Genomic DNA, 24323 nt, shown 5'->3' with positions numbered 1-24323 from the left:
CCCTACCGAGCGCGGAGGGCGATGTCCAGGCCGAGCGGAGGATCAGCCGAGCTGCCGTTCGAGGAACGCCCGGATGTCGACGAGCTCCTCCGCGCTGACGGAGTGGCCGAGACCGGGGTACAGGCGCCCCGTCAGATCGACGTGATCGGGCAGCCACTGCGCGGTATGGGTGATCAGAGGAGCGGGGATCACGTCGTCGGCGGAACCGCGCCCCCAGAACACCGGCGGGCGCAGCGCTGCGAGCGCCGCATCCGTGTCGAGCTCTCCCGGCGTGGCATAGCCGCTGAGGTTCACCGCGAACGCGAACCGGTCTGGTTGTCGTCGCAGGGCCTGCAGCGAGACGGCGCCGCCCTGCGAGAACCCCAGGAGCCCGACGGCCTCGGCCGTGCTCGTGCGATCCAGCCAGGCGATGAGAGCGTCCGACCCGGCGGTGATCGCTGCCGCGTCTCGGCCGTTGAGGCCCTCGATCGGGTACCACGAGTAGCCCGGCGACGGCCACGGCGGCGCGAGCGGCGCGCGCACCGCAGCCATGCGGTACTCGGCAGGCAGATGCGCCGCCAGCGAGAAGAGGTCGCGTTCGTCGCTCGCGTAGCCGTGCAGCAGCACCAGCAGGGGGCGGTCGGCAGCATCGTCGTCGTCGGAGAACAGCACGGCGTCGTCGTCGAGCATCGGGGTGGCATCCATCGCTCCATCCTCTTACCCACCACCCCCATCCGCCATGCGAGGCGGGCGTGTGGGGTATACAGGAGGCATGCCGGTCCGCACGCCCGATCCAGATCCCCACGAGCCCGGCGACGACTCGTCGCGCGATCCCCTGGGTCTCGGGGGGCTGCCCGGGAGCGCCGGCAATCCGGCGTGGCTGAGCGACGTCGAGCTCGCCGAGGCGCGCCGTCGCCTGCCGATGCTCTATGTCGAGGCGATTCCGGTGCGCACGGACGGCATGGGTGTGGTGACGCAGGTGGGCATCCTCCTGCGCGCGACGCCGCTGGGGGAGATGACCCGCACGATCGTGTCGGGGCGGGTGCGCTACGGCGAGACCGTGCGCGACGCGCTCTTCCGCCACCTCGAGAACGATCTGGGCCCGATGGCGTTCCCGCTGCTGCCGCCGAGCCCGACGCCGTTCACGATCGCAGAGTACTTCCCGCTGCCGGGCGTGAGCGCGTTCCACGACGACCGCCAGCACGCGGTCTCCCTCGCCTTCGTGGTGCCGGTGACCGGCACGTGCGAGCCGCGTCAGGACGCCCTCGAGGTGACGTGGATGGAGCCGGCGGAGGCCGCATCCGACGCGCTCGCGGCCGAGATGGAAGGCGGCCGGGGAACCCTCATCCGCCTGGGCCTGGCCAGCGTCGGCGCCCTGCGCTGACATGGTGCTCGCCGCATCCGCGTTCCCGGCGAGCCCCTCGCTCGTCGACTTCGCCGTCGCGCTGCCGGTGGTCCTCCTCGTCGCCTACGGCATCGCACTGTTGCTGCGACGGCTGTTCGGGGAGCGCCTGTCGCTCGGCACGGCGACGATGACCCTCATCGGCGTGCTCGGCGTCAGCGCCGGTGCGCTGATCTCGGGACTCTTCATCCCGGGCCAGCGGCTGTGGATGCCGAGCACCCTGCTGCTGGCGACGGGGGCGAGTCTCGGACTGTCCTTCCTGGTCGCGGGAGCGGTGGCGGCGGTGCGCGGGGCGAGTGCGATGCCGGATGCGGCCGCGGTGCTCGCCGCCGGCGAGTCGGAGCGCCGGGAGTTCAAGGAGACCGCCCGGTGGAACGTGCGCGAATCGCGCAAGGACGCGCGCATGGAGCTCGCCGTCGCGAAGACCGTGGCGGCGTTTCTCAACTCGCGAGGCGGTGTTCTCGTGATCGGCGCGAACGACGCGGGTGAGGCGGTCGGACTCGAGCGCGATCTGCAGACGTTGCGCACGCCCGACCACGACCGCTTCGAGCTGTGGCTGCGCGACATGCTCTCCACCTCCCTCGGCCGCAACGCCGCGGCGCTTCCCCGCATCCGTTTCGGGACCGCGGGCGACGGCGTCGTGGTGTGCCTCGTGCAGTGCCGGCCTGCGGGCAAGCCGGTCTTCGTCACGCAGCCCAAGGACGGCGGCTCGAGCCGTGAGCTCTGGGTGCGGGTCGGCAACTCGTCGCGCGCGCTCGGGGTGGATGAGGCCGTCGACTACGTGGCCCGCCACTGGCGTCCGTCGGTGGCGTCGTTCGTGCTCGGGCGTCCGTCCGGCGCCTGAGAGCGCGTCAGCGCGTGGTCTCGCGCGCGATCGCGGCGACGAACGCGTCGATGTCGTCCTCGGTCGTGTCGAACGAGCACATCCAGCGCACCTCGCGGCGCGCCTCGTCCCAGTCGTAGAACCGGAAGCACTCGCGCAGGCGCTCCGCCACGCCCTCGGGCAGGATCGCGAACAGGCCGTTGGCCTGGGTGGGATGCGTGAACGAGACGCCGCGGATCGTGCCGTCGGCGAGCCCCGCATCCACACCTCGGCGCAGGCGCTGGGCCATCGCGTTGGCGTGCGAGGCGTTGCGCAGCCACAGATCGCCCTCGTAGAGCGCCACGAGCTGCGCCGAGACGAAACGCATCTTCGAGGCCAGCTGCATGTTGAGCTTGCGGAGGTAGGTGAGACCGGTGGATGCGGCGGGGTCGAGCACAACGATCGCCTCCGCGCCCAGCGCGCCGTTCTTCGTGCCGCCCAGGCTCACCACGTCGACGCCGGCGTCGGTCGTGAAGGCGGCGAGCGGCACGCCGAGGGCGGCCGCCGCGTTGGAGATGCGGGCCCCGTCGAGGTGCAGCCGCATCCCGCGCTCGTGGGCGTGATCGGCGAGGGCGCGGATCTCGTCCGGCGTGTAGAGCGTGCCGAGCTCGCTCGTCTGGGTGATGGAGACCACGAGGGGCTGTGCGCGGTGCTCGTCGCCCCAGCCCCATGCCTCGCGGTCGACGAGCTCGGGGGTGAGTTTGCCGTCGGGCGAGGGGACGGTGAGCAGCTTCATGCCGCCCACGCGCTCCGGCGCACCGCCCTCGTCGACGTTGATGTGCGCGGTGGATGCGGCGATGACTGCACCCCAGCGGGGCAGCATCGACTGCAGGCCGGTGACGTTCGCGCCGGTGCCGTTGAAGACGGGGAACGCCTCCGCGCGGTCGCCGAAGTGGGAGGCGACGACCTCCTGCAGGCGGGCCGTGTAGACGTCCTCGCCGTAGGCGATCTGGTGCCCCTCGTTGGCGGCCGCGATCGCGGCCAGCACCTCGGGGTGCACGCCGGAGTAGTTGTCGGAGGCGAAGCCGCGCACGGCGGTGTCATGCAGAGTCGTCACAATCGTCCAATCTACGTCGGCTGCTGCCCGCATCCGTACGCCCGGTTCGTCGCACCATGTCCCACTTTCCGCAGAAATCGGTGCGTTGATCTGCAGAAAGTGGGACACGGGTTGCGGCAAGTGGGACATGCGCTGCGGCAAGTGGGACATGCCGGAGGGGCGGATGCGGCGGCGAACCGCTCGGGCGGGTCAGTCGGCCGCGCGGATGCCGGCGGTGGAGGCGATGACGTCGCGCATCTTCTTCTCCAGCGCCTCATAGAACATCGACAGCGGGAACTCGTCGGTCAGCACCTGGTCGGTGTAGCCCGACGGCGGGCCCGACAGCACCTCGTCCGGCAGGCCCCGCGCCCAGACCGAGGCCGGATGCGGGGTCACGACCGAGCTCACGAGCTCGTACGCCGCCAGCCAGTGCGCCGTCTTGGGGCGGTCGATCGAGCGCCAGTACAGCTCGTCGATGGCATCCGCCAACGCGACGACCGCATCCGGAACCTGTTCCCAGTCGATGCGCAGCCGGGTGTCGGTCCAGTGCAGCACGCCGCGGCGGTGCAACCACGCGAACAGCAGCTGACCGCCGAGCCCGTCGTAGTTGCGCACCCGGCTGCCCGTGATCGCGAAGCGGAAGATGCGGTCGAACAGCACGGCGTACAGTACGAGTCCGGCGTGCTCCCGCATCCGCTCGTCGACCTCGCTCAGCTGCTCGCCGGCCGCGATCCGCTCGTCGAGGCGCCGGCGGATCAGCACGCACTCGCGGAACGCGGTCAGATCGCACCGCAGCTCCTCCAGCGAGTACAGGAAGTACGGCATGCGCTGCTTGATCATGAACGGATCGAACGGCAGGTCGCCGCGCATGTGCGTGCGGTCGTGGATGAGATCCCACATCACGAACGTCTGCTCGGTGAGAGCTTGATCGGTCAGCATCCGGGCCGCGTCCTCGGGCAGTTCGAGCTTCGTGATCTCGGATGCGGCCGCGACCACCCTGCGGTAGCGCGCGGCCTCGCGGTCCTGGAAGATCGCGCCCCACGTGAACGCGGGGATCTCCCGCATCGACACGGTCTCGGGAAACAGCACGGCCGAGTTCGTGTCGTAGCCGGGGGTGAAGTCCACGAGGCGGAGCGAGACGAACAGGGCGTTCGTGTACTCGGTCTCGAGCTGCGCGATGAACTCGGGCCAGATGACCTCGACGAGCACCGCCTCGATGTACCGGTTCGGCGAGCCGTTCTGCGTGTACATCGGGAACACGACGAGGTGGCGCATCCCGTCGACGCGATGCCGCTGCGGCTGGAAGGCGACGAGTGCGTCGAAGAAGTCCGGCACGCCGAAGTCCTCCGCCGACCAGCGCAGGAAATCGCCCACGAGGGCCTGCAGGTACTCGGCGTCGTGCGGGAAGCGCGGCGCGAGCTCCTGCACGGCCGCCACGATCCGCTCGACCTCCACCCGGGCCGCCGCCCGGTCCTCCGCCTCGGGCACGGAGCCGTCCTTCGCCTGCATCCCCTGCAGTGCGACGGCGGCGTCCTTCAGCTCGAGCCAGGCCGGATCGTCCTCCACGCCGAGAGCGAGGTTCGCGGCGTCCTCGACGACCTCGGGCTCGCCGATGATCGCCTTGAGCTCACGGGAGGGGTGGGCGGCGTCGATGGACATGGGAACCTCCGATCGTCGAAGTCGGCCGCGGATGCGGCATGGTGATGGTGCGAACAGGCTACGCGGCCGGAGGGTGGGCGCGCTCAGGCGTTCTGCGGGAACCCCAGGTTGAGACCGCCGTGCGAGGGGTCGAGCCAACGACTCGTGATCGCCTTCTCCTGCGTGAAGAACGAGACGCCGTACGGGCCGTACGCCTTCGCGTCGCCGAAGAGGGAGGCCTTCCAGCCGCCGAACGAGTGGTAGGCGACCGGAACGGGGATCGGCACATTGACGCCGATCATCCCCACCTGCACCTCGCGCTGGAAGCGGCGGGCGGCGCCGCCGTCGTTCGTGAAGATCGCGGTGCCGTTGCCGTAGGGCGAGGCGTTGATGATGTCGATCGCCTCCTCGTATCCGCTCACGCGCACGATGGAGAGCACCGGACCGAAGATCTCGTCGCGGTAGACGGCGGAATCCAGCGGCACGCGGTCGATGAGCGAGGGGCCGAGCCAGAAGCCGTCCGCCTCACCGTCGACGTCGATCCCGCGCCCGTCGACGACGACCGTGGCGCCGTCGGATGCGGCCTGATCCAGGTACCCGGCGACCTTGTCGCGGTGCTCGCGCGTGATGAGCGGACCCATGTCGCACCCGCGCGTGCCGTCTCCGGTGCGCAGCGTCGACATCCGCTCGGTGATCTTCGCGACCAGCGCGTCGGCGACCGCATCCACCGCCAGGATCATCGAGACCGCCATGCAGCGCTCACCGGCCGAGCCGAACCCCGCGTTGACCGCGGCATCCGCGGCGAGGTCGAGGTCGGCGTCGGGCAGCACGAGCATGTGGTTCTTCGCGCCGCCGAGTGCCTGCACGCGCTTGCCGGCACCGGCGGCGGTCGCGTAGATGTACTGCGCGATGGGCGTGGAACCGACGAACGAGATCGAGCGGACGTCGGGGTGTACGAGCAGGGCGTCGACCGCCTCCTTGTCGCCGTTGACCACGGTGAGCACGCCCTCGGGCAGGCCTGCCTCGGCGAACAGGCGCGCGAGCCAGATCGAGGCGGAGGGGTCCTTCTCGCTGGGCTTGAGCACCACGGCGTTGCCGGCGGCGAGCGCGATCGGCAGGAACCAGAGCGGCACCATGGCGGGGAAGTTGAAGGGGCTGATGACGCCGACGACGCCCACCGGCTGACGCAGCGTGTACACGTCGACGTCGGTGGAGACGTTCTCGGAGTAGGTGCCCTTGAGCAGCTGGCCGACGCCGCAGGCGAAGTCGACGACCTCGAGGCCGCGGGCGATCTCGCCGAGGGCGTCGGAGAGCACCTTGCCGTGCTCGGCCGTGAGGATCTCCGCGAGCTCCTGCTTGCGGGCGTTCAGCAGCTCGCGGAACGCGAACAGCACGGAGGTGCGCTTGGCGATCGACGCATCGCGCCAGACGGGCCACGCGGCCGCGGTGGCGGCCACCGCCGCATCCACGTCGGCTGCGCTCGCCAGACGCACGTGCTTGGTCACCGTGCCGCGCGCGGGGTTGTAGACCGGCGCCGTGCGCTCGGATGCCCCATCCCAATCGCTTCCCGATACCCAGTGTCCGAGGGTGTGGGTCATGTCGTTTCTCCTGTCACGTCGTCGTGGGTGGGGGATCAGAGGGCCGCGAGGGCTTCGTCGTAGATGGCGATGGCCTCGCTCACATCCTCGTCGGTCACGACGCAGGGCGGCACGACGTGGATGCGGTTGTCCTGCACGAAGGGGAGAAGTCCGCGTCCGATGAGATCCTTCTTGAGCGCGCCCATCGCGGAGGCGGCGAGGGGCTCGCGCGTGCCGCGGTCGGCGACGAGCTCGAGCGCCCAGAAGACGCCCTCGCCGCGCACCTCGCCGATAACATCGTGCTTCTCGGCGAGCCCGTGCAGCGCGGGGCCCAGCACGTTGCGTCCGATCCGTGCCGCGTTCTCGACGATCCCCTCCGCCTCCATCGCGTCGAGGGTCGCGACGATGGAGGCCGCCGCCAGGGGGTGGCCGGAGTAGGTGAGACCGCCCGGGAAGACGCGCTCGTCGAAGGCCGCCGCGATCGGATCGGAGATGATGACACCGCCCACCGGGACGTATCCGGAGTTCACGCCCTTGGCGAAGGTGATGAGATCGGGCACGACGTCGTGGCCCTCGAAGGCGAACCAGCGCCCGGTGCGACCGAATCCGGCCATCACCTCGTCGAGGATCAGCATGATGCCGTAGCGGTCGCAGATCTCGCGCACGCCGGCGAGATAGCCGGGCGGCGGCACGAGGACGCCCGCGGTGCCGGGCACCGACTCCAGCAGGATGGCCGCGACCGTGGCCGCCCCCTCCGCCTGCACGACGCGTTCGAGGTGGTGGAGGGCGCGAGCGCACTCCTCCTCGGGCGTTGTGGCCCAGAACTCCGAGCGGTAGAGGTACGGCCCGAAGACGTGCACGTGTCCGCGGGCGTACTCGTTCGGGATGCGGCGCCAGTCGCCCGTGGCCACGATGGCCGCCCCGGTGTTGCCGTGGTACGAGCGGTAGCGCGAGAGCACCTTGTCGCGGCCGGTCACGAGACGCGCCATGCGGATGGCGTTCTCATTCGCGTCGGCGCCGCCGTTGGTGAAGAACACCTTGTGGAATCCCTCGGGGGCGCGCGCGATGATGCGCTCGGCCGCCTCGCCCCGCGTCAGGTTCGCCGTCGACGGCGCGATCGTCGTCAACAGCTCGGCCTGCTCTTTGATCGCGGCCACGACGGCCGGATGCTGGTGGCCGATGTTGACGTTCACGAGCTGGCTCGAGAAGTCGAGGTAGCGCGTGCCGGCGTGATCCCAGACACGTGTGCCCTCCCCGCCCGCGATGACGAGCGGATCGAGGGCCGCCTGCGCCGACCAGGAGTGGAACACGTGGGCGCGGTCGAGTTCCCAGGCTCGGCGGTCGAGGTCGGTGGTCATGCTCTTCTCCTTTGATGAGCGGTGGGGGCGACGCGTGCATCGCCCCCACCGCGGATCCTACTTACCGCCTTCGGTGAGCGTCACGTCGATGGGCGTGTAGGTGCCCTTGACCGCGACCCCCTCGGCTTCGAGCTCCTGCAGCGCCTTCTCGATGTACTCGTTGCTGTACGCCGTGTCCGAGGGCTCCTCGGTGATGAGGTTCAGACCGTCCTGGTTGACCGCCTTCAGCGCGCCGGCGACCGTCTTCTTCCACGCATCCTCGTTCACGACGCCGAAGTCGTCGTCGGTCCAGATCAGCTTGTTGACCTCGTTCATCTGCCACAGCTGGTGCACCGGGCCGACGGGGAAGGCCGCCTCGGCGTTGATCGCCGCATCGTAGGTGATGGATGCTGCTTCCTCCGGGTTGTCACGGGCGAAGATCCATCCCTTCGTGACGGCCTTCAGGAACCGCACGGCGGCGTCCGCGTAGGCGGGGTCGTCGGACAGGCGCGCCGTGTCGGCCCAGAGGGCGTCCTGGAGCATGGCGCCCTCGGTGTCCTCGTAGGAGATGACGTTGAAGTCCTCCGGCTGGTAGAGCTTGCCCGTCGCGGGGTTCACGACTTCGAGCACCTGCGCCCACTCGTTGTAGGTCATGGCCTGCGCCGCATCCACGTCGCCGTCCAGCAGCGCGTTCATGCTGAAGTCCTGCGTCGTGATCGAGACCGAGGTGGAGTCGAGGTCGTCCGCCGCCATGGCGGCGAAGATCTCCCACTCGTTGCCGAAGCCCCACGAGCCGATGCGCTTGCCCTCGAAGTCGGCGACGGACGTGATGCCGCTGTCGGCCCAGGAGACCTGGAGGGTCCCGGACTTCTGGAACACCTGCGCGATGTCGGTCAGCTCGGCACCCGTGGCCTCGAGAGTGCCGAGGACCTTGGGTACCCACGCGACGGCGAAGTCGACATCGCCGGCCACGAGCGCGTCCTGGGGGACGATGTCGCCGCCGGACGGGACGATCTCGACGTCGTCGAAGCCCTCTTCCTTGAAGTAACCCTGGTCGAGAGCGACGTAGTAACCGGCGAACTGGGCCTGGGGCAGCCATTGCAGCTGCAGCTTGACCGAGGTGAGCGGCTCGTAGTCGGGGTCGCCGGAGGCGGCCGGTGCGCCGGAGTCTCCGCCTGCGCAGGCAGCCAGCGCCATCGAGGCGATGCCGACGGCGGATACGGCGACGAGGGCGCGTCGAATGCTGTGTCTCATGCTGTTCCTTTCGGGTTCGGTGGTGCCGGGTGGTGCGATGGAACGCCTCCGGTCAGACCGGGGCCCGCCTCGTCGACAGTCGCTCCAGGAGACTCGTCACGAGGAAGAAGAGAAGGCCGATGAGGATGCCGCCGAGCACGAACGCCCACGCGAGAGAGGCGCGGCCCGACTTCGCGTAGCTGGCGATGGCGGTGCCGATGCCGTCGGCGGGCCCGCCGAAGTACTCGGCCACGAGGGCGGAGATGACCGCGAGGGATGCGGCGATGCGGATTCCGGACATCAGGTAGGGAAGGGCGGTGGGCAGGGTCAGGAAGCGGAACGTCTGCGCGCGGGATGCGGCGGACGCGCGCAGCAGGTCGCGCTGCACGGGGCGGGTCTGGCGCAGGCCCCGCAGCACGTTGACGAAGACGGGGACGAACGCCGCGATGGCGGCGACGGCCTGCCGGCCGAACTGGCTCGAGGCGCCGAACATCGTGTTCAGGATGGGGGTCAGAGCGACGATCGGGATGACGGCGAGCGCCGCCACGAGAGGCGCGAGCATCCCGTCGATCGGTTTGGCGGACGCCGCCAGTGCGGACAGGAGGATCGCCAGTACGGTTCCGGCGACGAGGCCCACGAGAGCGTTGGTCCCGGTGATCGCCATGTCGGGCGCGATGATCGACCAGCGGGTGAAGAACTCCTCGAGGATCGCGAAGGGGCTCGGAAGCATCCGCGGTGCCGCATCGGCGACATCGACGATGAGCACCCACACCACGAGCCCGATCAGGGCGACACCGGCAGGGGCGGCGACGCGCAGCCACGACGGCAGCCGACGCTCGACTCCGGTGGCGCTCATCGTTCGTTCGCCCGGGTCGCCGGCGTTCCGTGCAGGGCCTCGCGCACCTCGGTGACCTTCTCGAAGTACTCGGTCGACTCGCGCAGCGCCTCGTCGCGGATGCGGTCGAAACGTGTCGGGATCACCGTCGTGATGCGTCCGGGACGGGGACTCATCACGACGACCCGATCCGAGAGGAACACCGCCTCCGGGATCGAGTGCGTCACGAAGACGACGGCGGCACCGGTCTCTGCCGCGATGCGGGTGAGCTCCGCCTGCAGCCGCTCGCGGGTCATCTCGTCGAGCGCTCCGAACGGCTCGTCCATGAGCAGCAGCTTGGGCCGCGCGGCGAGCGAGCGGGCGATCGCGACGCGCTGCTGCATCCCGCCCGAGAGCTGGTCGGGGTACCGCTGCACGAAGTCGGTCAAGCCGACGAGTTCCGCGAGCTCGGCGACCCGTGCGACGCGCTCCGCCTTCGTCACCCGCTGGATCTCCAGGGGGAGGGCGATGTTCTCGGCGATCGTGCGCCAGGGGAGCAGCCCTGCCTGCTGGAAGGCCATGCCGTAGTCCTGGTCGAGTCGGGCGGTGGCGGCAGGCTTGCCGAAGATCTCGAGGGTGCCCGCAGTCGCGGCGTCGAGGTCCGCGATCAGGCGCAGCAGCGTCGACTTGCCGCATCCGGAGGGGCCGATCAGCGACACGAACTCGCCCGGCGCGACGTCGAGATCGACATCGGTGAGCGCGACGACATCGCCGGTCCGGGTCGGGAAGATCTTGCCCACGCCTGCGGCACGGACGGCGGGTGCGGTGCTCATGCGGTCTCCTCGCCTCTGCGGTAGTTCTTGAGCCCTGCGCCCACGAGGGCCACGGACGCGGCGGCCACGAGGCCGAGCGCGATCGTGCCGAAGGTGGGTCCCCAGGGGGCGGCGGGATCGGACGACGCTTGACCTGCGAGCTGGATGAGCATGCGTCCGATGCCCCCGCGCATGCCGATGGACACCTCCGCGACCACCGCTCCGACGACCGCCGCCGCGGCGGCCAGTCGCAGCGCCGGCAGCAGATACGGCACCGCCGCGGGCAGCCGCAACCGCCAGAGCGTCGTCCCGTAGCCCGCCGCGTACGTGCGGAGGAGGTCGACGTGGATGCTGTCGGGCGCCTGCAGACCGCGGAGCATGCCGATCGCGACGGGGAAGAAAGCCAGATAGGACGCGATGACGGCGACCGACAGCCACTGCGGCCAGGGGATCCCCTCGCGCGCCAACTGCCCGCCGAGGGCGTTCACGACAGGCGCGAACGCGATCAACGGCACGGTCTGGCTGACGACGATCCAGGGCAGCAGGCCCCACTCGATGAGCCGCCAGCGCTGCATCGCGATCGCGAGGATGCCGCCGACGAGGACGCCGATCACCCATCCCGCCGCGGCGATGCCGAGCGTGACGCCTCCCGCCGACAGGACCGACACCCACAGCGGCGGGGTGTCGCCGCCGCTCGTCGAGGCGAACAGCCGGGCGACCATCTCCCACACGCGCGGCATGGCGCGGTCGTGGGTGCGCGGGAGGATCATGACCCCGCTGCCGGTCGATCCGTCGCCTCCGATCGTCACGCCATCGGCGGGACCCAGGAACTTGTACAGCTCCCACAGCGCGATGACGGCCGCGACGCCCACCACACCCCAGATCGCGGCGGCCGCGCGGCGCGTGATCATCGCTTCGCCGTGATGTGCTCGGCCAGGGCGGGGATGACGCGCTCGCCGTACACGCGCATCGTCTCCTCCTTGTTGTCGTGCTGCAGATAGCCCGCGAACTGGGTGACCCCGATCTCGCGCAGCGCCTCGAGCTTGGCGATGTGCTCCTCGGCGGTGCCGAGGAGGCAGAACCGGTCGACGATCTCGTCCGGCACGAAGTCGACGTGGTCGTTGGCCGCTTTGCCGTGGCTGTTGTAGTCGTAGCCGGTGCGTCCCGCGATGTAGTCGGTGAGCGCCTGCGGCACCTCGCCCGAGGTTCCGTACTTCGCGACGATGTCGGCGACGTGATTGCCGACCATGCCGCCGAACCACCGGCACTGATCGCGCATGTGCTCCCGGTCGTCGCCGATGTACATGGGAGCCGCGACGCAGAACGCGATGCTGTCCGGGTCGCGGCCGGCAGCGGCGGCGGCATCCTTGACGACCTTGATCATCCACCGAGCGATGTCGAGGTCGGCCAGCTGCAGGATGAAGCCGTCGCCGACCTCTCCGGTCAGCTTCAGGGCGAGCGGGCCGTAGGCGGCCACCCAGACGTCGAGCTGGGACCCGCGACTCCAGGGGAACTGCAGCGTCGCGCCCTTGTACTCGACCGGGCGCGAGTTGGCGAGCTCGCGGATGACGTGGATCGACTCGCGGAGCTCCGACATCGAGACCGGCTTGCCGTTCGTGACCCGCACGGCGGAGTCCCCGCGTCCGATGCCGCAGATCGTCCGGTTGCCGTACATCTCGTTGAGCGTCGCGAACACGGATGCCGTCACGGTCCAGTCCCGGGTGGCGGGGTTCGTCACGAAGGGGCCCACGGTGATGCGCTTGGTCGCGTTCAGGATGGCGGAGTGCACCACGTAGGGCTCTTCCCACAGCAGGTGCGAGTCGAACGTCCAGACGTGGCTGAAGCCGTGCGCCTCCGCCAGCTGCGACAGCTGGACGGTGCGCGAGGCGGGCGGATTGGTCTGCAGGACGACACCGAAGTCCATGGGTCACACCTTCCGGTCGTTGAGCGAGCGCAGCGAGCTGAGCCCCCGGTCGTTGAGCGAGAGCCGCGAGACGAAACGCAGACGTGTCATCAGATGAGGTACTGGCTCAGGCCGCGCTTGACGAACCGGCCGTCGCCGGCCCGGCCGAGGTACTGGCCGGCATCGACGACGACCTTGCCGCGCGCGATGACCGTGTCGACGTGCCCGTCGATCTCGAAGCCCTCCCACGCCGAGTGGTCCATGTTCATGTGGTGGGTCTTGTCGACACCGATCGAGGTGTGCCCGTTGGGGTCGTAGATCACGATGTCCGCATCCGCGCCGGGTGCGATGACGCCCTTCTGCCCGTACATGCCGAACATGCGTGCCGGGGTCGTGCTGGTCAGCTCGACCCAGCGTTCGAGGGTGATCTCGCCGGTCACGACGCCCTGATACATGAGGTCCATCCGGTGCTCAACCGAGCCGATGCCGTTGGGGATCGCGCGGAAGTCGCCGAGACCGAGCTCCTTCTGCCCCTTCATGCAGAAGGGGCAGTGGTCGGTGGAGACCATCTGCAGGTCGTTCGTGCGCAGCGCCTGCCACATGTGGTCCTGGTGGCCCTCGGCCCGCGAGCGCAGCGGCGTGGAGCAGACCCACTTGGCGCCCTCGAACGCCCCCCACTGCTCGCTCGAGGCTCCCAGCTGTTCCTCCAGGGAGAGATACAGGTACTGCGGACACGTCTCGCCGAACACGTTCTGTCCCTTGTCCCGCGCGGTGGCGAGTTGCTCGACGGCCTGCTTCGCGCTCACGTGCACGACGTACAGCGGCGCGCCGGTCAGGTTCGCGAGCATGATCGCGCGGTGCGTCGCCTCCTCCTCGGCCTGCCACGCGCGGGCGATCCCGTGGAAGTACGGGTCGGTCTTGCCGGCTTCGACGAGCTGCTCGGCGAGCACATCGATCACGGGCCCGTTCTCGGCGTGCATCATCGTGAGCAGGCCCGTGTCGGCGGCGACCTGCATGGCGCGAAGGATCTGCGCGTCGTCGGCGTAGAACACGCCCGGATAGGCCATGAACATCTTGAAGCTCGTGATGCCCTCGTCGATGAGTCCGGGCAGGGCCGCCAGCGCATCCGCATCCACGCCGCCGACGATCTGGTGGAACCCGTAGTCGATCGCACAGTTGCCCGCGGCGAGTTCGTGCCAGTGCGCGAGGCCGTCCTGCACGCGCTCGCCGGTGCGCTGCACCGCGAAGTCGACGATCGTGGTCGTGCCGCCCCAGGCCGCGGCGCGCGTGCCCGTCTCGAAGGTGTCGGACGCGCTCGTGCCGCCGAACGGCAGCTGCATGTGCGTGTGGGCGTCGATGCCCCCGGGGATGACGTACTTGCCGGTCGCGTCGATGACGGCGTCGACGGATGCGGTGAGGTCGCTGCCCAACAGCTGGGAGCCGGGTGCGAGCACCGCGACGATCCGCTCGCCGTCGACCAGGACATCGGCCGTCACTCGGCCGGTGGCGGAGACGACGGTGCCGCCCGTGATGAGTGTGGTGGTCATGATCGCTCCGCCTCTCAGGGGGCCGTGATCTCGTCGTAGGTGTCGGGCCGGCGGTCGCGGAAGAACTGCCAGTCGTCGCGCATCTGCTGCACGATATCCATGTCGAGATCGCGGATGAGGATCTCCTCGTGCTCGCCCGAGCCGAGCTCGCCGACGTAGTTGCCGCGCGGGTCGACGATCTGGCTCTTGCCGTAGAAGGTGACAGCCTCGTCGCCGTACTCGTTGTCCTCGCGGCCCACGCGGTTCGGCGCGAGCACGAAGTATCCGTTCGCGACGGCCGCGGCCGGCTGCTCGACCTCCCACAGGCGGTTCGACAGGCCCGGCTTGGTCGCGTTGGGGTTGAAGGCGAGGTGCGCGCCGTTCAGGCCCAGCTCGCGCCATGCCTCGGGGAAGTGCCGGTCGTAGCAGATGATGACGCCGACCTTGCCGACCGCGGTATCGAAGACGGGGTAGCCGAGGTTTCCGGGACGGAAGTAGAACTTCTCCCAGAACTTCTCGACGTGCGGGATGTGGTTCTTGCGGTAGACGCCCGCGATCGAGCCGTCCGCATCCACCACGACGGCGGTGTTGTAGTAGACGCCGGTCTGCTGCTCCTCGTAGATCGGGAGCACCATCACGAGCGACAGCTCCTTCGCGAGAGCCGCGAACCGCTGCACGATGGGCCCGTCCACGGGTTCCGCGTAGCGGTAGTACTTCTTGTCCTGGGTGATGCCGAAGTAGGGGCCGTAGAACAGCTCCTGGAAGCAGATCACCTGGGCGCCGGCGGCTGCCGCATCCCGAGCGAACTGTTCGTGCTTGTCGAGCATGGACGCCTTGTCGCCCGTCCACGTCGTCTGCGTGATCGCTGCGCGTACCGTCGTCATCATCGCCTCCCGGTCGTTTCTCGTGGAGGACCCTCGCAGCGACGGGGACCGGAGTGGCTCCGGCGGGTCATCCCCGTTCTGTTATCTTTCTGACTGAACATTTCTCTTCGGTTTCAGCCTGTGACGTGATGGTTAATGGTGCACCCGTGACTGATTCGGCGAAAGACCCGGTCGCAGCACGGATCGCTGCGGCCGGTGAACGCAGTCCCGAAGGGATCGCCCGCGAACTGGGACGTCTGGTGACCGACGGCGTGCTCGCGCCCGGCGACCGTCTGCCCACCGTGCGCGAGGTCGCTGCGGCGCTCTCGGTGAGCCCGGCGACGGTCAGTGCGGCGTGGCAGGCGCTCGCGCGCGCCGGCGTCATCGTGTCGCGGGGGAGGGCGGGAAGCTTCGTGCGTGCGCCTCGTCGTGCGTGGCTCACCCCGCGCGTGAAGGGCCTGTCGGGGGCGGCGCCCGCCGGCTGGGATCTCGCATCCGGCATGCCCGACCCCGCCCTGCTGCCGCCGCTGGGCGCAGCCTTCGAGCGCGTCGACCTGCGAGCGGGAGCGGGGCGATACCACGATGTCCCGGTCCTTCCCGAGCTGGCCGACGTGCTGCGGGAGAGCTGGCCCTCGCGGGTGGAGACGCTGACGGTCGTCGACGGCGCGATGGACGGCATCGCGCGGGTGATGGAGCAGACCGTGCGCTTCGGCGACCGCGTGGCGATCGAGTCTCCCGGCTACCCCTACTTCTTCGACCTGTTGGATGCGCTCGGGGCCGAGGCGGTGCCGGTCGACGTCGACGACGAGGGGATGGTGCCCGCGTCCCTCACCCGGGCGCTCGCCCGGCATCCGTCGGCGGTGCTGCTGCAGCCGCGGGCGCAGAATCCGACCGGAGCCTCGATGACCTCGATGCGGGCACAGCAGCTCGCGGGCGCGATCCGCGCAGCGCGCGACGGCGACCGGGTGCTCGTGGTCGAAGACGATCATTCGGGCCTCATCGCGATGGCGCCCGCGGTGACGCTCGCCCGCTGGCTGCCCGATCAGGTCGTTCAGGTGCGCAGCTTCTCGAAGTCGCACGGGCCCGACCTCCGCATCGCCGCGATGGGGGGTCCTGCCCGGGTGCTGGACCGTGTGATCGCACGCCGGATGCTGGGGCCGGGGTGGACCTCGCGCCTGCTGCAGAGCGTGCTGCTGGACATGCTCACCCGACCGGACTCCGTCGCCGCCGTGAAGCGCGCCCGCCTCGCCTACCGGGACCGGCAGGAGGCGATGGTGGGGGCGCTTCGGCGAGAGGGGATCCCGCTCGTGCCGCCGGATGGGATCAATCTGTGGGTGCCCGTCGTCGACGAGCGAGCAGCCATGGTCGAACTCGCCGCCGCCGGGATCGTGGTCGCGGCGGGGGCGCCGTTCGTGGCGGGCGAGGCGCGCGCGCCCCACGTGCGCGTGACGGCGGGTCTCATCGCCGCCGGCGATGCCCAGGGCGCGGCGGCCGCCCTCGCCGCCGCCGCGCGCGCGAACGGACGCTGATCCGGATACATCGCTAGGCGGATGCGGGTGCCGGATCGTCCGCGTAGCGTGTCAGGGTGTTCCGCCGCCTCTCGCCCGTGCAACGGCTCGTCGATGCCGTTCTCGCGTTCGGGTTCTTCGGCATCACCGGCTTCGTGCTGTACATCCCCTCGACGGGGGACCAGGTGTGGGGCGTGCTGGTGTCGCTCGGTATGGCGGTGGCGCTGGGCCTGCGCCGATTCTCGCCGTTCCTGGCGTTGGCCGTCGCGTGGGTGTCCGCCCTCGCCCAGATGGCCATGGGACTGCCGCCCATGCTCAGCAACGTGGCGATCTTCGTCGTGCTGTACGCGACCGCCGCCTACGGGACGCGGCTGTTGTTCTGGCTCGGGTTCTCCTCCGCGGTCGCGGGCTCCGCGGCCATCGCGATCTACCTCGTCTTCGTCAACACCTATATGGCGACGTCCGGGCTCGATTGGCGGAGCCTGCCGATCGCCGTGTTCGTCATGCTGGCGGCGCTGTTCGCCCTCGGGCTCTCGTGGACCGCGGGCGCGCTGGTGCGCACCGCGGCACGCGCCAGAGAGACCCGGCAGGCGAGGGACGCGGCGCGTGCGCAGGTGGCGATCGAGTCCGAGCGGATGCGGATCGCCCGCGACATGCACGACATCGTGGCGCACTCCCTCGCGGTAGTGATCGCCCAGGCCGACGGCGCCCGATACGCGGCGGCGGCCGACCCGGCCGCTGCGACCACGGCGCTCGGGACGATCTCGTCCACGGCGCGTTCGGCGCTGACGGATGTGCGCCTGCTGCTGACGCAGCTGCGTCATCAGCAGGGTGCGGGGCCGCAGCCGACGCTCGCCGACCTCGACGCCCTGTTCGCCCAGGTGCACGCCACGGGGGTCGATCTGCGGGTGCAGATCGCTCCGGTGCCGCCACAGGATGTGCCGGCGGCCGTGCAGCTCGCCGTCTTCCGCATTCTGCAGGAGGCCCTCACCAATGCCCTGCGCCACGGCGACGGCCCGGTGGAGGTCTGGCTCGCGTGGCAGAGTGATCACGTGCGAGCAACCGTGCGCAATGCGCTGCGTTCCCCCTCTCGCGAGTCGCAGCGGATGCTGGAGGACGCCGGCGGGCACGGCCTCGTCGGCATGCGCGAGCGCGCGCAGCTCGTGGGCGGAACGCTCTTCGCCGGCGCCACCGACGATGGTTTCGTCGTCGATGCGTACCTGCCGATCGGGGTCGCGGTATGAGCGCCCCGGTGCGTGTCGTCCTCGTCGACGACCAGGCGCTCTTCCGCGCCGGCATCCGCATGCTGGTGGATTCTCAGCCCGACCTGAGCGTCGTGGGCGAGGCCGGCGACGGCGTCGAGGCGATCGAGGTGGTGCGCCGCGAACGCCCCGACGTCGTGCTGATGGACATCCGGATGCCCCGCCTCGACGGCCTGGCGGCCACGGCGGAGCTGCTGCGCGACGCCGATGCGCCCCGAATCGTGATGCTGACGACCTTCGATCTGGATGAGGCAGCGGCGCGCGCCATCCGTGAGGGGGCCAGCGGGTTCCTGCTCAAGGACGCCGATCCCGAGTTCCTCCTCGCAGCCATCCGCACGGTGCACGCGGGATCCGCCGTCATCGCCGCGAGCGCGACGCGCGACCTGTTCGCGCAGTTCTCGCCCCCGGCCGTCGCGGCGCCGCCGGCCTGGCAGGCGCTGACGGACCGCGAGCGGGAGATCTTCGCGCTCGCCGCCCGAGGCCTCTCCAACGCCGAGATCGCGGAGCGGGAGTTCCTGTCGGAGGCGACCGTGAAGACCCACATCAGCCGCATCCTCGCCAAGCTCGCCCTGCGCGATCGGGTGCAGCTCGTCGTCTTCGCCTTCGAGCACGGCCTCGTCTGACCCTCCCCGGTGCCCGCCTGTGGGCGCCCGCCCGTGGGTGCCCGAGTTGCGTCGCAGTTGCGCAGATGCGCCACTTTCCCGCATCCGCCACAGTCATTCACTGTCGCGGATGCGGAAAAGTGTGGCGCTCACGGCACCGGCCGCCTCGCCCCACCGCCCCGCGTCCCGGCCCCGCTGCCCCGCCCGGTGTCCCGGCCCCACCATCCGCGCGCTCCCGCGAATCATCCGCCAGAAGGATGCGGATACGCCCGGCGGGCGACGCGGCCGATCCCGCCCGATTCATAGCGTCGGAGACATGCACACCTCCTCCAGTGAACTCGGCCTCGCCGCGCGTGTCTCGCGGCTCACGAAGACCTATGGCAGCGGCGCCGGCGCCGTCCGCGCTCTCGACGACGTCGCGGTCGGCATCCGCCGCGGCGAGTTCACCGCCATCATGGGCGCCTCCGGCTCGGGCAAGTCGACGCTCATGCACATCATGGCCGGCCTCGACGCCCCGACGAGCGGATCGGTGTGGATCGGCGACACCGACATCACCGGCCTCGGCGATCGCGAGCTGACCATTCTCCGGCGCCGCCGGGTGGGCTTCGTGTTCCAGTCCTTCAACCTCGTACCGACGCTCGACGTCATCGGCAACATCACGCTGCCCTTCGACCTCGACGGCCGCCGCCCGTCGGCGATCGAGCGCGCGCGGATCGACATGCTCGTCGAGACGCTCGGGCTCCGCTCGCGTCTGACGCACCGACCCCACGAGCTCAGCGGAGGACAGCAGCAGCGTGTGGCGATCGCCCGTGCGCTCGCCACGGCGCCCGATCTGCTCTTCGCCGACGAGCCGACCGGCAACCTCGACTCCCGCACCGGGCGCGAGGTCCTGGCTCTGCTCGGCGCGGCGAGCCGCGAGCACGGGCAGTCGATCGCGATGGTCACGCACGACCCGATCGCCGCGAGTCACGCCGACCGCGTGATCTACCTCGGCGACGGCCGCGTCGTCGCCGACCACCGCGGGCAGAGCGCCGAGCAGATCGCCGCGTTCATGCTCGCCGCGGAGCAGGGAGCGGTCGCGTGAGCGGCGCCGTCCTCGCCGCAGGCCCGGCACGCACCGCTCCGCTGTCGTGGCTACGTGAGCGCGGGATGGGGGCGAGCATTCTCGTCTCCGCCATCTCCACGGCGTTCGGCGTCGTCCTCATCTCCGCCACCGGGTACATCGCGGCCCTCCTGCGCGCGGATCCCTACATCGGCGACAGCGGAACTCTGGCCTTCGTGCTCAGTTTCCTCACCGTCCTGTTGGTGGGCGTCGCGGTCTACGTCGCGGCGGTCGTCACGGCCAACACCTTCGCCACGGTCGTCGCCGGCCGCACGCGCCGGATCGCTCTCTTGCGCCTCATCGGCGCGTCTGCGCGTTCGCAGCGCACGGAGCTCGCGCGGCAGGGTCTCGTCGTGGGCGCGATCGGAGCGCTTCTGGGCCTCGTCGGCGGAACGTTGGTGGCGGTCATCGGGGTCGGAGCGGCCGATTGGATGCTGGGCCTCGACGTCTCGTTCACGCCCGTGGAGCCGATGCTCGTGGTGCCCGCGGTGATCGTCGCACTGACCACGTGGGTTGCCGCATGGGCGGGATCGCGGCGGGTGCTCACCGTCACGCCGCTCGAGGCCCTCGGCGGGTCAGTGGAGGCGCCCTACGCCCGCGCCGCACGGCGCACCGGACGCAACGTCTCGGCGCTCGTCCTACTGGTGCTGGGTGCGCTCCTGCTCGGCGGCGGAATCGCGTACGGCCTCGTCAGCCCCACCGGCGTGATCATCGCCTTCTTCGGCGGCGTGCTCTCCTTCACCGGACTGGCGCTCGGTGCGACGCTCGTGATGCCGCCCGTCCTGCGTCTGGTCGGCTCGGTCTTCGGTCGTTCGGCCATGTCGCGACTGGCGGCGCAGAACGCGCTGCGCTACCCCGAGCGCTCGAGCCGGATGGCGATCGGTGTCGTCATGGGCGTCACCCTCATCACGATGTTCGCCGTCGCGATCGCCTCGACGAAGGCCGTCTTGACCGCGGCCGGCGGCGGAGTCCTGGACGACGACATGTCGCGCGTGCTCGACACCTTCTCCGCCGTCATGATGGGGCTCGTGGCCGTGTCTGCCGTGATCGCGGGTGTGGGTCTGGTCAACCTGCTGACGCTGGGTGTGGTGCAGCGGCGCCGTGAACTCGGCCTGTTGCGCACCCTCGGGGTCTCGAACGCGCAGCTGCGCGCGATGGTGCTGCGCGAGGCCGCTCACATCACGATCGCGGCCACCGTCACCGGGCTGCTGCTCGGCATCGCCTACGGGTGGGCCGGGGCCCAGTCGTTGCTGGGCTCCGTTCCGATCGATCCGACCCGTCCGCCCGAGCCCACCTTCGTGCTGCCGGCCATCCCACCGATCCCCGTGCTCGTGATCGTCGCGGCGACGACCGTGCTGACCCTCGTCGCGGCCGTCGTGCCGACCCGGCTCGCCACACGCGTCGCCCCCATCGAGGCGCTCGCCGAGGCGTGAGCCGTGAGGCGGGCCCGTGCCGGAGCGTGCGGGCCCGCTCAGACCGCGGCGGCGGCTTCCGGATCGTGCGCCCAGGAGGGCGCGAGCGCGCGGATGCGGGAGGCCCGCCACTGCCACGTCGCCCACAGCACCGGCCAGAACAGCGGGGCGGTACGACCCTCGATCACGAGCCGCTCACGCCAGAGCGTGCGGCCGTATCCGGCGGGGCTCACCGCCATCTGGTGGTCCCACACGTCCAGCGACGCGAGGGGGCCGGTCAGCGGCGCCCCCGAGTCGCGGAAGATCCGCACCGGGCCGCGGAGCTCGTCGACCGCGCGGTCGCTGACCGAGATGAGCTGCGAACCGAGGGGCAGCAGTCCGCCGGCGAAGAGCCCTACGGCGACGTCCTGGCCGCTCTCCCAGCTGGTGGGCAGCGGACTGAGGGGCTGCATGTCGATCAGCGGACCGTAGAGCTCTGCGACGGCGCGCGGCGAATGCAGCGCTCGCCAGGCCGCATCCGGATCGCAGTCGATGACGAACTTCAGCAGGATGCGCATGGCCCCAGTCTGCCCCGCGCGTCTCGCGACGTCACGCGGCTCTGCGCCGGGCCGGGCTCGTCCTAGTCTGGATGGATGCCCGAGACCGCCGACCAGTCGCGTTACCAGATCCGCTTCGAGTGGGGGGCTTCTGGGGTGCGCCGACTCGCCGCATCCGACGTGGTCGTGATCGTGGATGTGCTTTCCGCCTCGACCGAGGTCGTGGATGCGGTCGCCGCCGGTCGCGCGGTCCCGCTGGCGGAGACGGGGGTCGCGGATCTCGCCGGCGCCGCGAACGATGCGGGTGCCCTCGTGCTGCTCGGCGCGTTGCGCAACGCGGCGTCCGTCGCCGCAGCGGTGCTGGCGGAGCAGCAGCGTCGCGGCGCGCGCACCTCGGTCGCGGTGATCGCCGCGGGAGATGCGGATGCGGCCGGCTGGCGCGCCGCGGTCGAGGACCAGCTCGGCGCGGGCGCCGTGATCGACGCGCTCGGCTCTCTCGGGCTCGACCACACCTCGCCCGAGGCGGCCGCAGCCTGCGAGTCGTTCCGTGGTCTGCGGGGCGCGGTGCGGCATCTGCTGACGGCGAGCGCGAGCGGACAGGCGCTGCTGGAGACGGGGGAGCGCGATGCGGTCCTGGCTGCCGCGACGCTCGATGCCGCATCCGTGGTCCCGGTGCTGCGGGACGGCGTCTTCGTCGCAGCCTGAGGCCTCAGCGCGGCGTGGACGCCGCCATCCGCGCCGCACGCGTGATCTCGCGCCGGGTCCAGGTGAACGCGAAGCGCGGGTCGTAGCGCGCGGCGCAGCTCGCGCAGGAGGTCGGACGGGTCGCCTTGCGGTGTCGGTAGACGACGTGTCCGTTGGGACACACGCCTACCCAGGGAGCGAGGTCGGTGGCCGTCTCGCCGTGGTGGGTCGCGCCGCCGACGTATCCGAGCTCGCGGGCGACGCGCTTCCACGCCGGCCCGTGCCCTGCGGCGGAGCCCGCCAGTGCGTGCGCGACCTCGTGCAGGAGCGTCTGGTGGTTGGTGTCGTCGTCGTAGCGGGCGCTCAGATAGCGCGACAGGCTGATGCGGCGCTTCGTGTAGTCGCAGAGACCGGCGCGACGTTTTGCGTTGTCGAAACCGAAGCTCCAGCCCTCATCGAGGTGCAGGGCGATCAGGGCCTCCGCCCAGACGCGCACGCGCTGCAGATCCGACATGGGACGAGCGTAGATCGAGCCGCGGACAGCGGGGCGGCTCAGCTGGCGACGCTCGCCGCGATGCGGCGGCGATCTACCGTGTCGATGGCGAGCAGCGTCGTCTCCAGCTGCTCTTCCGGCGCCCCGGCCTGCTGGCGCAGGAACAGTGTGCGCTTGAAGTCGGCGCGGGCCGCATCCAGGTCTTCGCCGTCCAGGTGCACCTTGCCGCGGTGCTGGTAGGCGAAGGCGGCGATGCCGGCCCAGCCCTGGCCCTCGGCCTCCTCGGCGCAGGTCGTGAGCTCGTGCGCCGCGGCGCCGAGCTGGCCTCGCTCCTGCTGCACCGTGGCGTGCAGGATGCGGGCGCGCAGCAGATCCTTGCGGGTGCCGGCCATGCGCGCGGTGCGCACCGTCTGTTCGGCCACGAGGAGCGCCTCGTCGAGCTGGCCGGTGACCTTCAACAGCCAGACGCGCTCCATCAGCGCGGCGAGGCTGCGCTGTGAGCCGATCTCCTCGAGCCGCTCCAGGCATTCCCGCTCGTCGACGATCTCACGCAGCGTCTCCGGGTGGTGCCCCCTGATATAGCTCACGTTGCTCCCTTCGTGCCGGCGCCGCATCCAGTGTCGCCGACCTCTGCCGCCGGGCGCTTCAGGCACGCCGCGTCGGCCCGCCCCCACCTTCCCGCCCCGCGCGCGCTTCGTCCCGTCGGCCCCTCACCCCGCTCCCATCCGCCCCCGCTTATCCCGCGAGACTGCATTTCCACGACGAGATCACGGGTGATGACAGTGATCTCGTGCTCGAAATGCAGTCTCGCGGCCGGAGAAGCCGCGGTCGGAGAAGCCGCGGTCGGAGCGAACCTCAGAGCTCGAAGAGGGAGGCGGCGGGTTTCGGCGAGGGGGTGGCGGTCGCATCCGTCGCGGGGACCGCGCCGCGCACGAACTCGTCGAGCTCCGCACCGATCGCGACCTTCGCCGGATGCGGTCCCGCCGCCATCAGGCGCGGCAGCCATGCCGTCGGCAGGGGCGCGGCGGATGCGGCGAGCACGAGGTTGCCGAAGCGTCGTCCCTTGAGCGTCTGCACCTCGGCGAGCAGCGCGATCTCCGGGAGCACCTCCCGCACGGTCGCCACCTGACGTCGAGCGAAGGCGAGGCCCGCGCCGTCGGCCACGTTGACGAGAAGCACGCCGTCCGCGGCGAGCAGGTGCGCGGCCTCGCGGTAGAACTCCACGGTGGTCAGGTGGGCGGGCGTCTGGGCCCCGGCGTAGACGTCGGACACGAGGAGGTCGACGTTGCCCGCCAGCGAGTCGGGCAGCCGTGCGAGCCCCGCCCTGGCGTCCCCGATGCGCACCCGGATCTGCGCGCCGCGCGGCAGCGGGAGGTTCGTGCGCACCAGGTCGACGAGCGCCTGCTCGAGCTCGATGACCTGTTGACGGGAACCGGGGCGCGTGTGGGCGATGTAGCGGGGGATCGTGAGGGCGCCCCCGCCGAGATGCACCGCGGTGAGCGGTTGACCGGGCAGCCGCAGCTGGTCGATGACGGCCGCCATCCGTCCGATGTACTCGAAGTGCAGGTGGGTCGGATCGTCGAGGTCGACGTGCGACTGGGGGGTGCCGGCGACATCGAGCTCGAATCCGCTCGTGAACGACGAGGGCGCGATGCGGGCGATCGAACCGTCCGACAGTCTCGCCTCCGGATGCGAGACGTGCTCGTAGCGCGCGCGGGCCATGACTCCACAGTACGGCGGCA

General features: G+C 70.6%; 24 protein-coding genes. 8 read left to right on the top strand and 16 right to left on the bottom strand.

What is annotated here, in order from left to right:
• Positions 1 to 42 precede the first annotated feature (42 nt).
• Entirely contained in the window at positions 43 to 684 is a 642-nt protein-coding gene (locus AC1VNH_RS08715; RefSeq protein ID WP_483110896.1) for an alpha/beta hydrolase, read from the bottom strand.
• 67 nt (positions 685 to 751) lie between these two features.
• Here AC1VNH_RS08715 and AC1VNH_RS08710 point away from each other — a divergent pair, with 67 nt between their 5' ends.
• Positions 752 to 1363, top strand: coding sequence for a DUF4916 domain-containing protein (locus AC1VNH_RS08710; RefSeq protein WP_483110895.1), 612 nt, complete (start codon positions 752 to 754; stop codon positions 1361 to 1363).
• Between the two features lies 1 nt (position 1364).
• Entirely contained in the window at positions 1365 to 2225 is an 861-nt protein-coding gene (locus AC1VNH_RS08705) for an AlbA family DNA-binding domain-containing protein (protein WP_483110894.1), read from the top strand.
• 7 nt (positions 2226 to 2232) lie between these two features.
• Here AC1VNH_RS08705 and AC1VNH_RS08700 read toward each other — a convergent pair whose 3' ends face one another.
• The 11 genes from AC1VNH_RS08700 to AC1VNH_RS08650 all read right to left on the bottom strand — a co-directional run bounded on the left by AC1VNH_RS08700 (position 2233) and on the right by AC1VNH_RS08650 (position 15003).
• The gene (locus AC1VNH_RS08700) at positions 2233 to 3300 is read right to left on the bottom strand and encodes a threonine aldolase family protein (protein ID WP_483110892.1); all 1068 of its coding nucleotides are present in this window, start codon (positions 3298 to 3300) and stop codon (positions 2233 to 2235) included.
• 189 nt (positions 3301 to 3489) lie between these two features.
• Positions 3490 to 4938 carry a DUF6421 family protein gene (locus AC1VNH_RS08695; RefSeq protein ID WP_483110890.1) on the bottom strand — a complete coding sequence of 483 codons (1449 nt, stop codon included), beginning with the start codon at positions 4936 to 4938 and terminating at the stop codon, positions 3490 to 3492.
• 83 nt (positions 4939 to 5021) lie between these two features.
• Positions 5022 to 6515 carry a CoA-acylating methylmalonate-semialdehyde dehydrogenase gene (locus AC1VNH_RS08690; RefSeq protein ID WP_483110889.1) on the bottom strand — a complete coding sequence of 498 codons (1494 nt, stop codon included), beginning with the start codon at positions 6513 to 6515 and terminating at the stop codon, positions 5022 to 5024.
• Between the two features lie 35 nt (positions 6516 to 6550).
• Complete coding sequence (locus AC1VNH_RS08685) at positions 6551 to 7852, bottom strand: aminotransferase class III-fold pyridoxal phosphate-dependent enzyme (RefSeq protein WP_483110888.1); 1302 nt, start codon at positions 7850 to 7852, stop codon at positions 6551 to 6553.
• A 57-nt stretch (positions 7853 to 7909) separates the two neighbouring features.
• Positions 7910 to 9085: an ABC transporter substrate-binding protein gene (locus AC1VNH_RS08680; protein WP_483110887.1), complete on the bottom strand. Its 1176-nt coding sequence runs from the start codon at positions 9083 to 9085 to the stop codon at positions 7910 to 7912.
• 52 nt (positions 9086 to 9137) lie between these two features.
• Entirely contained in the window at positions 9138 to 9920 is a 783-nt protein-coding gene (locus tag AC1VNH_RS08675) for an ABC transporter permease (RefSeq protein WP_483110886.1), read from the bottom strand.
• The gene (locus tag AC1VNH_RS08670; protein ID WP_483110885.1) at positions 9917 to 10711 is read right to left on the bottom strand and encodes an ABC transporter ATP-binding protein; all 795 of its coding nucleotides are present in this window, start codon (positions 10709 to 10711) and stop codon (positions 9917 to 9919) included. The genes AC1VNH_RS08675 and AC1VNH_RS08670 overlap by 4 nt, the downstream gene beginning before the upstream one ends.
• Positions 10708 to 11601, bottom strand: coding sequence for an ABC transporter permease (locus AC1VNH_RS08665; RefSeq protein WP_483110884.1), 894 nt, complete (start codon positions 11599 to 11601; stop codon positions 10708 to 10710). The genes AC1VNH_RS08670 and AC1VNH_RS08665 overlap by 4 nt, the downstream gene beginning before the upstream one ends.
• Entirely contained in the window at positions 11598 to 12614 is a 1017-nt protein-coding gene (locus AC1VNH_RS08660; RefSeq protein ID WP_344229155.1) for a TIGR03842 family LLM class F420-dependent oxidoreductase, read from the bottom strand. The genes AC1VNH_RS08665 and AC1VNH_RS08660 overlap by 4 nt, the downstream gene beginning before the upstream one ends.
• 89 nt (positions 12615 to 12703) lie before the next feature.
• Entirely contained in the window at positions 12704 to 14140 is a 1437-nt protein-coding gene (gene hydA / locus AC1VNH_RS08655) for a dihydropyrimidinase (protein ID WP_483110883.1), read from the bottom strand.
• 14 nt (positions 14141 to 14154) lie between these two features.
• Complete coding sequence (locus AC1VNH_RS08650) at positions 14155 to 15003, bottom strand: nitrilase-related carbon-nitrogen hydrolase (RefSeq protein WP_483110882.1); 849 nt, start codon at positions 15001 to 15003, stop codon at positions 14155 to 14157.
• Positions 15004 to 15149: 146 nt separating this feature from the next.
• Here AC1VNH_RS08650 and AC1VNH_RS08645 point away from each other — a divergent pair, with 146 nt between their 5' ends.
• The 5 genes from AC1VNH_RS08645 (at position 15150) to AC1VNH_RS08625 (ending at position 20889) form a co-directional block, all read left to right on the top strand.
• Positions 15150 to 16511 (top strand): aminotransferase class I/II-fold pyridoxal phosphate-dependent enzyme, encoded by a 1362-nt coding sequence (locus tag AC1VNH_RS08645; RefSeq protein ID WP_483110881.1) that lies wholly within the window; start codon positions 15150 to 15152, stop codon positions 16509 to 16511.
• Between the two features lie 56 nt (positions 16512 to 16567).
• A complete protein-coding gene (locus tag AC1VNH_RS08640; RefSeq protein WP_483110880.1) occupies positions 16568 to 17734 on the top strand; it encodes a sensor histidine kinase in 1167 nt (388 codons plus the stop codon).
• Positions 17731 to 18375, top strand: a complete 645-nt coding sequence (locus AC1VNH_RS08635) for a response regulator (protein WP_483110879.1) — start codon at positions 17731 to 17733, stop codon at positions 18373 to 18375. Before AC1VNH_RS08640 ends, AC1VNH_RS08635 begins: the two co-directional genes overlap by 4 nt.
• Before the next feature lie 295 nt (positions 18376 to 18670).
• Entirely contained in the window at positions 18671 to 19438 is a 768-nt protein-coding gene (locus AC1VNH_RS08630; RefSeq protein WP_483110878.1) for an ABC transporter ATP-binding protein, read from the top strand.
• A 65-nt stretch (positions 19439 to 19503) separates the two neighbouring features.
• Positions 19504 to 20889, top strand: coding sequence for an ABC transporter permease (locus tag AC1VNH_RS08625; protein WP_483112712.1), 1386 nt, complete (start codon positions 19504 to 19506; stop codon positions 20887 to 20889).
• Between the two features lie 38 nt (positions 20890 to 20927).
• Here the strand turns inward: AC1VNH_RS08625 and AC1VNH_RS08620 are convergent, their stop codons facing one another.
• Positions 20928 to 21425, bottom strand: a complete 498-nt coding sequence (locus AC1VNH_RS08620) for a hypothetical protein (RefSeq protein ID WP_483110876.1) — start codon at positions 21423 to 21425, stop codon at positions 20928 to 20930.
• A 75-nt stretch (positions 21426 to 21500) separates the two neighbouring features.
• On the opposite strand from AC1VNH_RS08620, the gene AC1VNH_RS08615 reads away from it, so the two are divergent.
• Positions 21501 to 22109, top strand: coding sequence for a 2-phosphosulfolactate phosphatase (locus tag AC1VNH_RS08615; RefSeq protein ID WP_483110875.1), 609 nt, complete (start codon positions 21501 to 21503; stop codon positions 22107 to 22109).
• Positions 22110 to 22113: 4 nt separating this feature from the next.
• Here AC1VNH_RS08615 and AC1VNH_RS08610 read toward each other — a convergent pair whose 3' ends face one another.
• The 3 genes from AC1VNH_RS08610 to AC1VNH_RS08600 all read right to left on the bottom strand — a co-directional run bounded on the left by AC1VNH_RS08610 (position 22114) and on the right by AC1VNH_RS08600 (position 24303).
• Positions 22114 to 22602: a SprT-like domain-containing protein gene (locus tag AC1VNH_RS08610; RefSeq protein WP_243231325.1), complete on the bottom strand. Its 489-nt coding sequence runs from the start codon at positions 22600 to 22602 to the stop codon at positions 22114 to 22116.
• Between the two features lie 38 nt (positions 22603 to 22640).
• Positions 22641 to 23168: a hypothetical protein gene (locus tag AC1VNH_RS08605; protein ID WP_483110874.1), complete on the bottom strand. Its 528-nt coding sequence runs from the start codon at positions 23166 to 23168 to the stop codon at positions 22641 to 22643.
• 268 nt (positions 23169 to 23436) lie between these two features.
• Positions 23437 to 24303 (bottom strand): spermidine synthase, encoded by an 867-nt coding sequence (locus tag AC1VNH_RS08600; RefSeq protein WP_344229135.1) that lies wholly within the window; start codon positions 24301 to 24303, stop codon positions 23437 to 23439.
• Positions 24304 to 24323 lie beyond the last annotated feature (20 nt).

The organism is Microbacterium sp. KU4F, from assembly GCF_056868075.1.
The sequence above is the reverse complement of the archived record's forward strand: the minus strand, read 5'-3'. Positions and strand labels throughout refer to the sequence as shown.